Genomic DNA, 13,466 nt, shown 5'->3' with positions numbered 1-13,466 from the left:
CTTGAGAACGGCGCCAAAACCTCGGGTTTATGGCAAACTTCGCCACCATAACCCGCCGTTTCGCGACCCAGAGCCTTCGGCCGTGTCGCGCTGCGGAATAAAACGATGCCAGGTTTGCGTCCCCCGGATGGGAATAGACCCCTTTGCGTGTTGGTACGACGGTTCCAGCACTTTCTGCCTGAACAGATTAGAGAAACGACCATGCATAACGTCGTCATCAGCGGCACCGGCCTGTACACACCGGCCAACAGCATCTCCAACGAAGAGCTGGTGCAGTCTTTCAATACCTACGTCGCCCAGTTCAACGCCGATAACGCCGAGGCCATTGCCAGCGGCGAAGTCCAGGCCCTGACCGAATCCAGCGCCGCGTTCATCGAAAAGGCCTCGGGCATCAAGAGCCGCTTTGTCATGGACAAAGACGGCATCCTCGATCCGCAACGCATGGCCCCGCGCCTGCCCGAGCGTTCCAACGATGAATGGTCGGTGCTCTGCCAAATGGCTGTCGGCGCGGCTGAACAAGCCCTGCAACGAGCCGGCAAAACCGCCGCCGACATCGACGGCGTGATCGTCGCCTGTTCGAACCTGCAACGCGCCTACCCGGCCATCGCCATCGAAGTCCAGGAAGCGCTGGGCATCGAAGGTTTCGGTTTCGACATGAACGTGGCGTGTTCTTCCGCCACCTTCGGCATCCAGGCCGCCGCCAACAGCGTACAGCTTGGCCAGGCGCGGGCGATCCTGATGGTCAACCCGGAGGTCTGCACCGGGCACCTGAACTTCCGTGATCGCGACAGCCATTTCATCTTCGGCGATGCCGCGACTGCGGTGATCATCGAGCGCGCGGATCTGGCGACGTCCAAGTACCAGTTCGACGTGGTCAGCACCAAACTGCTGACCAAGTTCTCCAACAATATCCGCAACAACTTCGGCTTCCTCAACCGTGCGGCGGAAGAGGGCATCGGTGCCCGCGACAAGCTGTTCGTGCAGGAAGGCCGCAAGGTGTTCAAGGATGTCTGTCCGATGGTCGCCGAACTGATTGGCGAGCACCTGGAAGAGAACCAGCTCAACGTCGGCGACGTGAAGCGTTTCTGGCTGCACCAGGCCAATCTGAGCATGAACCACCTGATCGTGCGCAAGCTGCTCGGCCGCGAAGCTACCGAAGAAGAAGCCCCGGTGATTCTCGACAGTTACGCCAACACCAGCTCGGCCGGTTCGGTCATTGCCTTCCACAAATACCAGGATGATCTGGCCTCGGGTTCGCTGGCGGTGCTCAGTTCGTTTGGTGCCGGTTATTCGATCGGTAGCGTGTTGCTGCGCAAGCGCTGATATAGGTTAATTTCCCCTTAATCGCGTCGATCTTTCCTACATTCGAAGCGGCTGAAACGCTGTAATTTTTCGGACGTCGCGGCAGGTGAACACCTGCCGCGTTCATTTTCGAAGTCCGGACAAGGGGATTGATGGATGGCGGCTGACGACACCCAACTGCTCACGCGCCTGCTGGCGGGGGAGCAAAAGGCTTTCAAGGAACTGGTCACCACGTATCAGAGCGCCATGCGTGCGGTGGCTTACGCGATTGTCGGCCAGCGTCATGTCGAGGAAGTGGTGCAGGATGCCTGGCTGTCGGTGGTGCGCCATCTGGCCAGCTTCGAAGGCCGTTCCAGCCTCAAGACTTGGTTGCTGACCATTACCGCCAATTCGGCCAAGAGTCGCTACAAGCTCAATCGCCGCGAAGTCCTGCTCGACGACCTGCCATCGCCCCACGGCACCATCGGTGACGATCGATTTTCCTCGAGCGACGGTCATTGGCTGGTCGCGCCATTTGCCTGGCATCAGGACACCCCCGAAGCGCTGCTGACTGAAAACGAACTGCGTGAATGCCTCGAACACACGTTGCTGAGTCTGTCCGAGTTGCAGAGCAGTGTCCTGCTGTTGCGCGAACGCCAGGGCCTGGAGCTGGAAGAGATCTGTAATCTTCTGGAGATCTCGCTCTCCAATGTCCGCGTGCTGCTGCACCGGGCACGCTTGAAGGTCTTTGCGACCGTGGAACATTTTGAGGAGACAGGAGAATGTTGACCTGCAAGGAGCAAGTGGCACGATCCAGCGATTATCTCGACGGCCAACTGAGCTTTCGCGAGACGCTGATGGTGCGTCATCACCTGTTGTTCTGCCCCAACTGCCGGCGCTTCATGCGGCAGATGCGCGTGATGCAGGCGACGCTAAAGGCGTTGCCGGAACGAGCGGACGAGAATGTCGATGCGCTGGCCAAGCGCTTGGCCGAGCAACGACGAAAAGACAATCCCCTGTAGGAGCTGACGAGTGAAACGAGGCTGCGATCTTTTGATCTTGTTTTCAGGATCAAGATCAAAAGATCGCAGCCTTCGGCAGCTCCTACAGGGGCAGCTTCAAGCTTCAAGCCTCAAGCTGCAAGTAAAGGCATTCACTCGCAACTCTTGGCTTGCAGCTTGCAGCTTGCAGCTGTTTTCCTAGAACTTCGCTTCAGCATCCAGCTGCAGGGTGTTGGCATCTGCATCGCGCTGGCTACGGCTGGCGAAGTCGGCCTTGGTCAGGAAGTACGTGGCGCCGACGGCGAAGTTCTTGTCGATGTCGTAACCGACCTTGAACTTGTGCCCGCGCGAACCGGTGGTGCCGTTGGCGAAGTCGGAGTCGGTGAAAGCGCCGACCACGGCGTTGCGCTGCACGTCGCGGTAGTTGTAGTCAAGGTTGAAGCCGAAGACTTTCGACTTGGCGCCGAGCAACCATGCGGTGTCCTGATCGGTCACGGCATCGTTGTTCTTCACGTACTGGCCGTAGAACGACAGCGGCATTGGCAGGCCGCCGATGTCGATCTGGCTGAACCCTTCATACAGACGGAATTCGTTGTCAGCCGAGTTGCCGTTGACTGCCAATGCGCACGGGGTCGAGGTGCCGGTGCAGCGGCTGTCTTCGTCGTTCTGGTAGGCGTAGACACTGCCGCCGACGGTCATTTTCAGGTTGTCGGTGATGTTGAAGCGGCTGCCCAACTGGCCAGCGGTCAGGCGCAGGTCGTGGCGAAATTGCACGCCGTCGCCGTCAACGTTGTCCTTGAGGTTGTAGTTACCCAGGCTGCCGAACAGTTCGGCGCTGCCGCCCAGTGGGTATTTGTAGGTAACGGCCAGACCTTCCGGGTTGATGTCGCTGTCCCAGATCACATCGCCCATGCTCACCCACGGTTGCAGCATCTTGCCGCCAATAACGTGCAGGTTCTTGATCTGATCCGGGTGATAGTCGATGTAGCCGAGGTCGAGCCAGATCTGCTTCTTGTCGAAGTAGTTGTCCTGATCCTGGTTGGTCGAGCGCGCGTCGTCACCGCCGCCAGTGGCGATACGGATACCGGTGTCGACTTGCGGATTGATCTCGGTATAGGCGCCCAGTCGCGCACGGATGCGCTGGCGGTCCTTGTCGCGGCCGCCGTTGTTCGGCTCGCCGTCGATCTTGATGGTTTCCTGACGGATACGTACGTCGCCCTTGAACTGGGTCTTGGCCGCCCAGGCCAGTTTCTGATCGAACAGGCTCTGTTCGTTGGTCTTCTTCGCGACCGCCGCCACTTGTTCGTTGGTTTCCTGCTGCGCCTGTTGGGCGATTTGCTGAGCCTTCTGATCCTTGGCCAGTTCTGTTTGCAGCTCGATGTACTGCGCCTGGGAAATCGACCCGTTGGCCTTGAGCATGTCGAGCAGTTTGGCGTCGACTGCAGCACTGGCCGGAACGCTCATGGCCAGCAACAAGCCGCCGCACAGGGCCGCTGCAGTTTTCGTGGAAGCAAGACGCATAGCAATCTCCGAAGATGAAGGGGATGGCTGAACCATCCTGGGCACAACCGGCCTGGAGGCCGGAAAACTGTCTCCGGGTTAGAACCCGGCGCTCTAAAAACAGGCGCCAGTATCGCGATGGTTTATGACAGAGCGGTGGCACAGTGATGGCAGGTTGATGACGATACATATCAGGCGTGAACTATCGACCTAGAGCGCTGTCGGCCGATTGAGCGTGTGCAACCGGGCCGCGATCAGCGATACTCGCCGGGCTTTGTCGCCAAGCTGTGGAGTGCCAGTGAATGCCGTTGCAACGCCTGCAAGACCTGTCAGAAATCGCCCCGGCAAGCTGGGATGCGCTGGTGCCGGACAACCAGCCGTTCCTGCGTCACGCCTTCCTCAGCGCGCTGGAAGACAGCGGCAGTGTCGGCCCGCATTCAGGCTGGCAGCCCGAGCATTTGCTGCACATCGAAGATGATCGACTGATCGCCGCACTGCCCAGTTATCGCAAGTGGCATTCCTACGGCGAGTACGTTTTCGATCACGGCTGGGCCGACGCCTGCGCCCGCGCCGGCATCGATTACTACCCCAAACTGTTGACAGCCGTGCCGTTCAGCCCGGTCAGCGGCCCGCGCTTGCTGGCGGCGAAGGTCGAAGACGGTTTCGAACTGCTGAAAAGCCTGCCGGGCTATTTGCAGATCGAAGAACTGTCCAGCGCGCATATCAACTTCACCGATCCGTTTACCGATGCGGCGATGGCCGAGCAACCGGGCTGGCTGCAGCGCATCGGCTGTCAATATCACTGGCAGAACCGTGAATACCGCGACTTTCAGGACTTCCTCGACGCCCTCAGCTCACGCAAGCGCAAGCAGATGCGCAAGGAACGCGAGCAGGTGGCGGGGCAGGGCTTTGAGTTCGAGTGGTTGGAGGGGCGTGAGCTGGGCGAGGCGCAGTGGGATTTCGTGTACGCCTGCTATGCCAACACCTACGCGGTGCGGCGTCAGGCGCCATATCTGACGCGGGAGTTCTTCAGCCTGCTGGCTGAACGCATGCCCGAGGCGATTCGCGTGGTCCTGGCCAAGCAGGGCTCACGGCCGGTGGCGATGGCGTTCAGCCTGGTCGGTGGCGACAGTTTCTACGGGCGTTATTGGGGCTGCCTGGCCGAGTTTGATCGGCTGCATTTCGAGACGTGTTTCTATCAGGGCATGGATTACGCGATCGCCCATGGCATCCAGCGTTTCGATGCCGGGGCGCAGGGCGAGCACAAATTGATTCGCGGCTTTGAACCGGTGATCACCCATTCCTGGCATTACCTGCGCCATCCGGGGTTGAAGGCGGCGGTGAAGGATTTTCTTCAGCAGGAGCACGCCGGGGTTCTGGCCTATGCCGAAGAGGCCCGCACCGCGTTGCCCTATCGCCAAACCTAGTTCCAGATCCCCTGTGGGAGCGAGCCTGCTCGCGAAAGCGTCGGGTCAGTTGACGAATTTGTCGCTGATCCATCGCATTCGCGAGCAGGCTCGCTCCCACAGTTTTTTCACCGCACCGCCAGGCATCAATCGATGCCGACAAACCCTCCGGTCTGGTGCGCCCACAACCGTGCATACAAACCACGATGCGCAAGCAGTTCGGCGTGGGTGCCGCTCTCGGCGATCTTGCCGTTTTCCAGCACCACCAGACGGTCCATGCGCGCGATGGTCGAGAGACGGTGGGCGATGGCGATCACGGTTTTGCCCTGCATCAAGGTCTCGAGGCTTTCCTGAATCGCTGCTTCGACTTCCGAATCCAGTGCCGAGGTCGCTTCGTCCATGATCAGGATCGGCGCGTCCTTGAGCAGCACCCGCGCAATCGCGATGCGCTGGCGCTGACCGCCCGACAATTTCACCCCGCGCTCGCCGACATGCGCATCGAAACCGCTGCGGCCTTCAGCGTCGGACAGCAGTGGAATGAACTCGTCAGCGCGAGCCTTGTGCACCGCCTCCCACAGCTCGGCATCGGTCGCATCCGGTTTGCCGTAAAGCAAGTTGTCGCGGATCGAGCGGTGCAGCAGCGAGGTGTCCTGAGTGATCATGCCGATCCGCGCGCGCAGGCTTTCCTGGCCGACTTCGGCGATGTTCTGCCCGTCGATCAGGATGCGCCCGCCCTCGACGTCGTACAGGCGCAGCAACAGGTTGACCAAGGTTGATTTGCCGGCGCCGGATGGGCCGATCAAGCCGATTTTCTCCCCCGGTTTTATCGTCAGATTGAGGTCGCCGATGATGCCTCTCTTCTTGCCGTAGTGAAAATCCACGTGCTCGAAGCGCACCTCGCCCGAGGCCACGGCCAGCGGTTTGGCCTGCTCGCGGTCGGTGACGCTGACCGGTTGAGAGATGGTGCGCAGACCGTCCTGGACCATGCCGATGTTTTCGAAAATGCCGGTGACTACCCACATGATCCAGCCGGACATGTTGACGATACGAATCACCAGGCCGGTGGCCAGGGCAATCGCGCCGACGGTGATCAGCGACTGCGTCCACAGCCACAACGCCAGCGCCGTGGTGCCGACGATCAGCAGGCCGTTCATGGTAGTGATCGCCACGTCCATGCTGGTCACCACGCGACCGGCCATTTGCGCTTTGACGGTCTGTTCTTCGATGGCTTCCTTGGCGTAGTGCTGTTCGAAGTTGGTGTGAGCGAACAGTTTCAGCGTGGCGATGTTGGTGTAGCCATCGACGATGCGCCCCATCAGTTTCGAGCGCGCGTCAGAGGCTTCCACGGAGCGCTCCTTCACCCGTGGCACGAAGTAATACAGCGCGCCGATGTAAGCGACGATCCAGGTCAGCAAAGGGATCATCAGGCGCCAGTCGGCCTCGGCGAACAGCACCAGCGAGCTGATCGCATAGATCACCACGTGCCACAGCGCGTCGACCGCTTGCACGGCAGAATCGCGCAGCGAGTTGCCGGTCTGCATGATGCGCTGGGCGATGCGCCCGGCGAAGTCGTTCTGGAAGAAATTCAGGCTCTGCTTGAGCACGTAACTGTGGTTCTGCCAGCGGATCATGCTGGTCATGCCGGGGCTCAGGGTCTGATGCACCAGCAGGTCGTGCAGGGCAAAGAAGATCGGTCGCAGCACCAGAGCGACCACCAGCATCCAGGTCAATTCGAGGGCGTGGTCGCTGAAGAAATTCGGGTTGGGCGTGCCTTGCGCCAGATCGATGATGCGGCTCAGGTAGCTGAACAACGCTACTTCGATCAACGAGGCAAACAGGCCGATGACGAGCAGGGCAGCGAAACTTGGCCAGACCTGCTTCAGGTAATAGACGTAGAAGGGCCAGACGCGGTCCGGCGGGGACGCCGTCGGGGCGTCGCGGAAGATATCGATCAGTTGTTCGAAACGGCGATAGAGCATCAGATAACCGCCCGGAATCCGGGCTCTCCTTTTATCAGTGCGAGCGGCGCAGGCTCAGCCCCACGCCGCTCGATATGCCCGGCGAAACTCAGTCGATGCGCTTGGCTGACTTGATGATCACAGGGTCGACAGGCACGTTCTGCATGCCTTGTTTGGTGGTGGTCTGAGAGTTGACGATGATGTCCACGACATCCATGCCCTTGACCACTTTGGCGAACACCGCGTAACCGGCGTCACGGCCCGGATCGAGGAATGCGTTGTCGGCAACGTTGATGAAGAACTGGCTGGTCGCCGAATCAGGGTTGGAAGTACGCGCCATCGACAGGGTGCCACGAACGTTGTGCAGGCCGTTGCTGGCCTCGTTCTTGATCGGCGCCTTGGTTTCTTTCTGTTGCATCTGCTGGGTGAAGCCGCCGCCCTGAGCCATGAAGCCCGGGATCACACGGTGGAAAATGGTGTTGTTGTAGAAGCCGCTGTCGACGTATTCAAGGAAGTTCTTCGTGCTGATCGGCGCCTTGACCGGGTCCAGTTCGATTTCGATCTGGCCGTTGGTGGTGTCCAGCAGCACGTGGGGCGCCTTGGCCGGGGTAGCAGCCATCAGGTTGGCGGCAAACAGTACGGAGCCGGCGGCGAGGGCGAGTTTTTTCAGCATGGGTCAGTGATCCTGAGAGTGAAGGTCGGCTGTGGCGAGAAAATCCAGCAGCGTGTGATTGAAGCGTTCGGGTTGATCGAGCGGGGTGGCATGGCGCGAGTCGTCAATGACCACCAGCCGCGCATCCGGCAACAGTTTTACATAGGTTTCCTTTAACGCCACCGGTGTGTAGTCACGGTCGGCGCTGATGACGAGCGTTGGACAGGACACCCGTGAAAGTCGTTCCTGAACGCCCCAGCCCACGATCGCATCGAAGCTGGCGAGATAAGCACGTTTGTCGTTTTTTGCCCAGCGTTCGGCCATTTTCCGTCGCAGATCGGCCTGTTCCGGCTTGGGGAAAAGTTTGCTGCCGAGGGCTTTGCCGATGGTTTCCAGGCTGAGCAGGCGCATCAGGCTCCAGCGTTTGAACCACTGCCAATAATCATCGCGGCTGCGCAATTTGACCTGTGGTGCGCTGTTGACGATGGTCAGGCTCTTGAGTGCTTGCGGCTGATCGACGGCCAGCTGAAAGCCGATCATTGCGCCCATCGACAGCCCGACGTAGTGCACCGGGCCGAGGCGCAGGTGTTCAATCAAGGCCAGCAGGTCGGCGCTGAACCCGGCGATGCTGTAGCGCTCGCGGGGTTTGTCCGAGCGCCCGTGGCCGCGAATGTCCGGGACGATCACCCGGTAGTGCGCGGCCAGCGCGGGGATCTGCATTTCCCAGTCCAGGGTGCTCGAGCCGAGCCCGTGAACCAGTAGCAACGGCGTGCCGTGGCCATATTCCTCGTAGTGCAGGTTGCAACCTTCATGCTCGAAATACGCCATCGGTGAACTCCGTGTCAGGCTTGTTCAGGTGCGGCAAACGGTGCGTCCAGCGGCAAGGTGTCGAAGGTGCGCAACAATTCAATAAGGATTTGCGTGGCCGGGCCCAGGGGTTTGTCCTTGTTCGAATACAGATAGAAACTCGAATTGCGGCTGCCGCCTCGGTCCAACGGTAGCAGCTTGAGCGAACCATCCTTGAGTTCGCGGTCGATCATGTGCCGCGGTAGCCAGGCAAAGCCCAGGCCGCTGCTGACAAAGGTCGCGGCGGTGGCGAGGCTGCCGACGGTCCAGCGCTGTTCGGCGCCGAGCCAGCCGACATCGCGCGGCTGCTGGCGGCCTGAGTCGCGGATCACCACTTGCATCTGGGTTTCCAGATCCTGAAAGCTCAACTCGCGGTTGAGCCGATGCAGCGGGTGATCAGGGTGGGCAACGGCGACAAACTCGACATCGCTCAACTCCGCACCCAGGTAGCCCGGAATGCTCAGGCCGGTGATGGCCAGATCCGCCACGCCTTCGAGCAGAACTTCCTCGACCCCCGACAACACTTCCTCGCGCAGGCGCACGCGGCAGCCGCGACTCTGCGGCATGAACGCGGTCAGGGCGCGGACGATCCGCGCGCTCGGGTAGGCCGCATCGACCACCAGCCGCACTTCCGCTTCCCAGCCTTGCTCCATGTGATGGGCAAGGTCTTCGAGTTGGCTGGCCTGTTTGACCAATTGCCGCGAACGGCGCAGCAATACCCCGCCGGCCTCGGTGAGCACGGCTTTGCGCCCGTCGATGCGCAGCAACGGCACGCCGAGCTGATCCTGCATGCGGGCGACGGTGTAGCTCACCGACGATTGCGAGCGGTGCAGGGCCTCGGCGGCCTGGGCGAATCCGCCGTGGTCGACCACGGCCTGCAACGTTCGCCATTGATCAAGGGTCACGCGGGGCGCTTTCATCAATAGCTCCTCTTGTCCTAAGCTGGCCGTCCCTCATGGAGACTGCCGAATGAAAAAATTCTGTTGTGTGGTGCTGGCGCTGCTGCCGTTGACCGCGTTTGCCTATCCGATCGATGTGCAAAAGGATCTCAACGGCATGAAGATCGACTACGAGACGTACGACACGGACAATGACATCGGCTCGATCCGTGTGGCCAATTACGGTGATGTCGACGCGACCTGCCGTGCGGTGTTCAGCAACGGCCCGGAAGCACCGCGCACGCGCAGCATCGATGTGCCGGCCGGCAAGCATAAAAACGCCACGGCCAAGTTCACCCGCGAGATCATCAAGCTGCGCATCAAACTGACCTGCACCCCGAAATAACGCTATTTCCCTGTGGGAGCGAGCCTGCTCGCGAAGACGGAGCGTTATCCAGAGATGATGTGACTGAACATTCCGCTTTCGCGAGCAGGCTCGCTCCCACAGGGGATATGGGTTTAGCTTATAAACGAATTTATCGATGGATTACAGCGGATATTTGCGCTTTTTCATCGATTCAACTCTGTTTAACCTTCACTCCATCGACTTACAACAATCTCGGATGGAGGCTACACACCATGTCCCGCGTTCTGATCATCGAAAGCAGTGCCCGCCAGCAAGACTCGGTTTCCCGTCAACTGACCCAGACCTTCATCGCTCAGTGGAAAGCCGCGCACCCTGCCGATCAGATCACCGTGCGTGACCTCGCCGCGAACCCGGTGCCGCATCTGGACGCCAACTTGCTCGGTGGCTGGATGAAGCCCGCCGAACAGCGCAACGACAGCGAACAGGCGTCCCTGGACCGCTCCAACCAATTGACTGATGAGCTGCTCGCCGCCGACGTGCTGGTGATGGCTGCACCGATGTACAACTTTGCGATCCCGAGCACGCTCAAGGCCTGGCTTGACCATGTGCTGCGCGCCGGGGTGACCTTCAAGTACACCGAAACCGGTCCGCAAGGTCTGCTCGGCGGCAAGCGCGCCTTTGTCCTGACTGCTCGCGGTGGTGTGTATGCCGGTGGCCCGGCGGATCATCAGGAACCGTACCTGCGTCAGGTGATGGGTTTCATCGGCATCAACGACGTGACCTTTATCCATGCTGAGGGCATGAACCTGGGCGGTGACTTCCAGGAGAAGGGCCTGAATCAGGCCAACGCCAAACTGTCTCAGGTCGCTTGATCGGTTAATCGCCAGATAATCGCCGATTGTTTAAGTGACCTGGCGCAACCCCTTCAAGGTTCCACGCGCATCGAACCTCCCTTTGCACTTTTGCTCCTGAGTGCTGTAGCCCGATTGAACGCTTTAGCGAGATCGGGCTTTTTTTTGTCTGCGATTTGACGAACAACACATGACTCCTTGTGGGAGCGAGCCTGCTCGCGAAAGCGGTGTCTCAGAAAAGTATCTGCCGTCTGACACGCTGCCTTCGCGAGCAGGCTCGCTCCCACCGGTTATTTGTGTTTCCGGCTATTCGCAGTGAGCGGCAAAACCCGCTATCGTCGCCGCCATTCGATTTTCGAGGCGAGCATGGGCTATCTACTTTTTGTCACGCTGATCCAGGCGTTTTCCTTCAGTCTGATCGGCGAATACCTGGCCGGGCATGTCGACAGTTACTTTGCGGTGCTGGTCCGTGTGGTGTTGGCCGGGCTGGTGTTCATTCCGCTGACCCGCTGGCGTTCGGTGGAGCCGGCGTTCATGCGTGGCATGTTGCTGATCGGCGCGTTGCAGTTCGGTGTGACTTACGTCTGCCTTTACCTGAGCTTCCGTGTGCTGACGGTGCCGGAGGTGTTGCTGTTCACGATTCTCACGCCGCTGCACGTGACGTTGATCGAAGACGCGCTGAACCGTCGCTTTAATCCGTGGGCATTGGTTGCTGCGCTGGTGGCGGTCGGCGGTGCGGCGGTGATTCGCTTCGACAGCATCAGTCCCGACTTCTTCATGGGCTTCCTGCTGCTGCAACTGGCCAACTTCACCTACGCCGCCGGGCAGGTCCTGTACAAGCATCTGGTGGCGAAGCATCCGAGTGATCTGCCGCATTACCGCCGTTTCGGTTATTTCTACCTGGGCGCATTGGCGGTTGTGCTGCCAGCGTTCCTGTTGTTCGGCAAGTCGAACTTCCTGCCGGAAGCGCCGCTGCAATGGGCGGTTTTATTGTTTCTCGGGCTGGTGTCGACGGCGCTGGGCCTGTACTGGTGGAACAAGGGCGCGTGCATGGTCAACGGCGGCACACTGGCGGTGATGAACAACCTGCATGTGCCGGTGGGGTTGCTGTTGAATTTGCTGATCTGGAATCAACATGAGGAACTGGGGAGATTGTTCCTTGGCGGGGGTGTGATTCTGGCGGCTGTGTGGATCAGTCGGTTGGGCATCCGCAAATCCCCGGGCGCCGCATAACCCCTGTGGGAGCGAGCCTGCTCGCGAAGGCGTTGGGTCAGATAAGTATGGGGCGACTGACACATTGCATTCGCGAGCAGGCTCGCTCCCACATTTGATCTTTGGGTTACATCAGGTGTTTTTCCGGCTCCGGAATACTCGCCGAGCCCAACACCGCTGGCAGCAAGCCTGCGCGCAAATCCCCGCCACTCGGCTGTTGATACAGGCTCAACCCGAACTCCGGCAGCACCGCCAGCAGGTAATCGAAAATATCGCCCTGAATCCGCTCGTAATCGGCCCACACCGTGGTGCGGGTGAAGCAGTAGATTTCCAGCGGAATGCCCTGCGCGGTGGTCTGCATCTGCCGGACCATGCAGGTCATGTTCGGCTGAATCTCCGGATGACTCTTCAGATACGCCAGCGCGTAGGCGCGGAAGGTGCCGATGTTGGTCATGCGGCGGCGGTTGGCCGACATTGCCGCGACATTGCCCTGGGCCTCATTCCAGGCCTTGAGCTCGGCTTTCTTGCGGCCCATGTAGTCGGTCAGCAGGTGCACCTGGGAAAGCTTTTCTTCCTCGTCGTCGCGGATGAAGCGCACGCCGCTGGCATCGATGAACAGGCTGCGTTTGATCCGCCGACCGCCGGACTGCTGCATGCCGCGCCAGTTCTTGAACGACTCGGACATCAGCCGCCAGGTCGGGATCGAGACGATCGTCTTGTCGAAGTTCTGCACCTTGACCGTGTGCAGCGTGATGTCGACCACGTCGCCATCGGCACCGACTTGCGGCATCTCGATCCAGTCGCCGACCCGCAGCATGTCGTTGCTGGTCAGCTGCACGCTGGCGACGAACGACAGCAGCGTGTCCTTGTAGACCAACAGAATCACCGCTGACATCGCACCCAGGCCCGACAGCAGCAACAGCGGCGAACGGTCGATCAATGTAGCGACGATGATGATCGCGCCGAACACGTACAAAACCATTTTCGCCAGTTGCACGTAGCCTTTGATCGAGCGTGTACGCGCATGCTCGGTGCGCGCGTAGATGTCGAGCAGGGCGTTGAGCAGGGCGCTGACCGCCAGCAGCAGGAACAGGATGGTGAACGCCAGCGCGACGTTGCCGAGAAAATTCATCGCGGTTTTGCTCAGCTCCGGCACCAGGTGCAGGCCGAACTGGATCACCAGCGACGGCGTCATCTGCGCCAGTCGTTGAAACACCTTGTTGTGGCGAAAATCGTTGATCCAGTGCAGCGCCGGTTGGCGGCCGAGCATGCGGCTGGCGTGCAGGATCAGGTAACGCGCCACCCGTCCGAGCACCAGCGCAATGACCAGCAGCACCAGCAGCGCCAGTCCCGATTGCAGAAGTGGGTGCTCTTCGAGCGTGCCCCAGAGGCCTTGGGCTTTGAGCCAGAGCTGTTTGATATCCATAAGCGGAACATTTCTTCTGTAAGACGCGAGGGCCGATTAGAGCATTTAAGACGCTGTGTATTGCAGCGAGTGACAAATCGGGCAACAA

General features: G+C 60.0%; 13 protein-coding genes. 7 read left to right on the top strand and 6 right to left on the bottom strand.

Annotation, left to right across the window (positions count from 1 at the left end):
• Positions 1–201: 201 nt before the first annotated feature.
• The 3 genes from ND528_RS15130 (at position 202) to ND528_RS15120 (ending at position 2,303) form a co-directional block, all read left to right on the top strand.
• Positions 202–1,323, top strand: a complete 1,122-nt coding sequence (locus ND528_RS15130) for a beta-ketoacyl-ACP synthase III (protein WP_130909987.1) — start codon at positions 202–204, stop codon at positions 1,321–1,323.
• A gap of 135 nt (positions 1,324–1,458) precedes the next feature.
• The gene (locus ND528_RS15125) at positions 1,459–2,070 is read left to right on the top strand and encodes an RNA polymerase sigma factor (protein WP_041478829.1); all 612 of its coding nucleotides are present in this window, start codon (positions 1,459–1,461) and stop codon (positions 2,068–2,070) included.
• Positions 2,064–2,303 (top strand): anti-sigma factor family protein, encoded by a 240-nt coding sequence (locus ND528_RS15120; protein ID WP_263470626.1) that lies wholly within the window; start codon positions 2,064–2,066, stop codon positions 2,301–2,303. Before ND528_RS15125 ends, ND528_RS15120 begins: the two co-directional genes overlap by 7 nt.
• A 177-nt stretch (positions 2,304–2,480) precedes the next feature.
• On the opposite strand, the gene ND528_RS15115 is transcribed toward ND528_RS15120, so the two are convergent.
• A complete protein-coding gene (locus ND528_RS15115; RefSeq protein WP_125917795.1) occupies positions 2,481–3,803 on the bottom strand; it encodes a putative porin in 1,323 nt (440 codons plus the stop codon).
• Between the two features lie 281 nt (positions 3,804–4,084).
• Between ND528_RS15115 and ND528_RS15110 the strand changes: the two genes are divergently transcribed.
• The gene (locus ND528_RS15110; protein WP_263470625.1) at positions 4,085–5,209 is read left to right on the top strand and encodes a GNAT family N-acetyltransferase; all 1,125 of its coding nucleotides are present in this window, start codon (positions 4,085–4,087) and stop codon (positions 5,207–5,209) included.
• Positions 5,210–5,334: 125 nt separating this feature from the next.
• Here the strand turns inward: ND528_RS15110 and ND528_RS15105 are convergent, their stop codons facing one another.
• From ND528_RS15105 to ND528_RS15090, 4 genes are all read right to left on the bottom strand, one after another.
• Positions 5,335–7,167, bottom strand: coding sequence for an ABC transporter ATP-binding protein (locus tag ND528_RS15105; RefSeq protein ID WP_071174707.1), 1,833 nt, complete (start codon positions 7,165–7,167; stop codon positions 5,335–5,337).
• A gap of 88 nt (positions 7,168–7,255) precedes the next feature.
• Positions 7,256–7,819 (bottom strand): peptidylprolyl isomerase, encoded by a 564-nt coding sequence (locus ND528_RS15100; RefSeq protein WP_016771201.1) that lies wholly within the window; start codon positions 7,817–7,819, stop codon positions 7,256–7,258.
• A gap of 3 nt (positions 7,820–7,822) precedes the next feature.
• Positions 7,823–8,626, bottom strand: a complete 804-nt coding sequence (locus ND528_RS15095) for an alpha/beta fold hydrolase (protein WP_263470624.1) — start codon at positions 8,624–8,626, stop codon at positions 7,823–7,825.
• Positions 8,627–8,640: 14 nt separating this feature from the next.
• A complete protein-coding gene (locus ND528_RS15090) occupies positions 8,641–9,564 on the bottom strand; it encodes a LysR family transcriptional regulator (protein WP_016771199.1) in 924 nt (307 codons plus the stop codon).
• 49 nt (positions 9,565–9,613) lie between these two features.
• Between ND528_RS15090 and ND528_RS15085 the strand changes: the two genes are divergently transcribed.
• From ND528_RS15085 to ND528_RS15075, 3 genes are all read left to right on the top strand, one after another.
• Positions 9,614–9,928, top strand: a complete 315-nt coding sequence (locus ND528_RS15085) for a hypothetical protein (protein ID WP_016771198.1) — start codon at positions 9,614–9,616, stop codon at positions 9,926–9,928.
• A gap of 233 nt (positions 9,929–10,161) precedes the next feature.
• A complete protein-coding gene (locus tag ND528_RS15080) occupies positions 10,162–10,761 on the top strand; it encodes an FMN-dependent NADH-azoreductase (RefSeq protein ID WP_130929391.1) in 600 nt (199 codons plus the stop codon).
• Between the two features lie 345 nt (positions 10,762–11,106).
• A complete protein-coding gene (locus ND528_RS15075; protein ID WP_263470790.1) occupies positions 11,107–11,973 on the top strand; it encodes a carboxylate/amino acid/amine transporter in 867 nt (288 codons plus the stop codon).
• A 106-nt stretch (positions 11,974–12,079) separates the two neighbouring features.
• Here the strand turns inward: ND528_RS15075 and ND528_RS15070 are convergent, their stop codons facing one another.
• On the bottom strand, positions 12,080–13,378 hold the full coding sequence (locus tag ND528_RS15070) for a mechanosensitive ion channel family protein (protein WP_056783642.1): 1,299 nt from the start codon (positions 13,376–13,378) through the stop codon (positions 12,080–12,082).
• Positions 13,379–13,466 lie beyond the last annotated feature (88 nt).

Source organism: Pseudomonas mercuritolerans (assembly GCF_025706525.1).
In the GTDB taxonomy this organism is placed as follows: domain Bacteria; phylum Pseudomonadota; class Gammaproteobacteria; order Pseudomonadales; family Pseudomonadaceae; genus Aquipseudomonas; species Aquipseudomonas mercuritolerans.
Note: the sequence above shows the minus strand (reverse complement) of the source record. Positions and strands in the feature narration are given on the sequence as shown.

Excerpts from the sequence above, each read along its gene's own strand:
- ND528_RS15075 (WP_263470790.1), top strand. The coding sequence starts at position 11,107 with ATGGGCTATCTACTTTTTGTCACGCTGATCCAGGCGTTTTCCTTCAGT.
- ND528_RS15100 (WP_016771201.1), bottom strand. The coding sequence starts at position 7,819 with ATGCTGAAAAAACTCGCCCTCGCCGCCGGCTCCGTACTGTTTGCCGCC.
- ND528_RS15110 (WP_263470625.1), top strand. The coding sequence starts at position 4,085 with ATGCCGTTGCAACGCCTGCAAGACCTGTCAGAAATCGCCCCGGCAAGC.
- ND528_RS15090 (WP_016771199.1), bottom strand. The coding sequence starts at position 9,564 with ATGAAAGCGCCCCGCGTGACCCTTGATCAATGGCGAACGTTGCAGGCC.
- ND528_RS15070 (WP_056783642.1), bottom strand. The coding sequence starts at position 13,378 with ATGGATATCAAACAGCTCTGGCTCAAAGCCCAAGGCCTCTGGGGCACG.
- ND528_RS15120 (WP_263470626.1), top strand. The coding sequence starts at position 2,064 with ATGTTGACCTGCAAGGAGCAAGTGGCACGATCCAGCGATTATCTCGAC.
- ND528_RS15085 (WP_016771198.1), top strand. The coding sequence starts at position 9,614 with ATGAAAAAATTCTGTTGTGTGGTGCTGGCGCTGCTGCCGTTGACCGCG.
- ND528_RS15125 (WP_041478829.1), top strand. The coding sequence starts at position 1,459 with ATGGCGGCTGACGACACCCAACTGCTCACGCGCCTGCTGGCGGGGGAG.
- ND528_RS15105 (WP_071174707.1), bottom strand. The coding sequence starts at position 7,167 with ATGCTCTATCGCCGTTTCGAACAACTGATCGATATCTTCCGCGACGCC.
- ND528_RS15095 (WP_263470624.1), bottom strand. The coding sequence starts at position 8,626 with ATGGCGTATTTCGAGCATGAAGGTTGCAACCTGCACTACGAGGAATAT.
- ND528_RS15115 (WP_125917795.1), bottom strand. The coding sequence starts at position 3,803 with ATGCGTCTTGCTTCCACGAAAACTGCAGCGGCCCTGTGCGGCGGCTTG.
- ND528_RS15080 (WP_130929391.1), top strand. The coding sequence starts at position 10,162 with ATGTCCCGCGTTCTGATCATCGAAAGCAGTGCCCGCCAGCAAGACTCG.
- ND528_RS15130 (WP_130909987.1), top strand. The coding sequence starts at position 202 with ATGCATAACGTCGTCATCAGCGGCACCGGCCTGTACACACCGGCCAAC.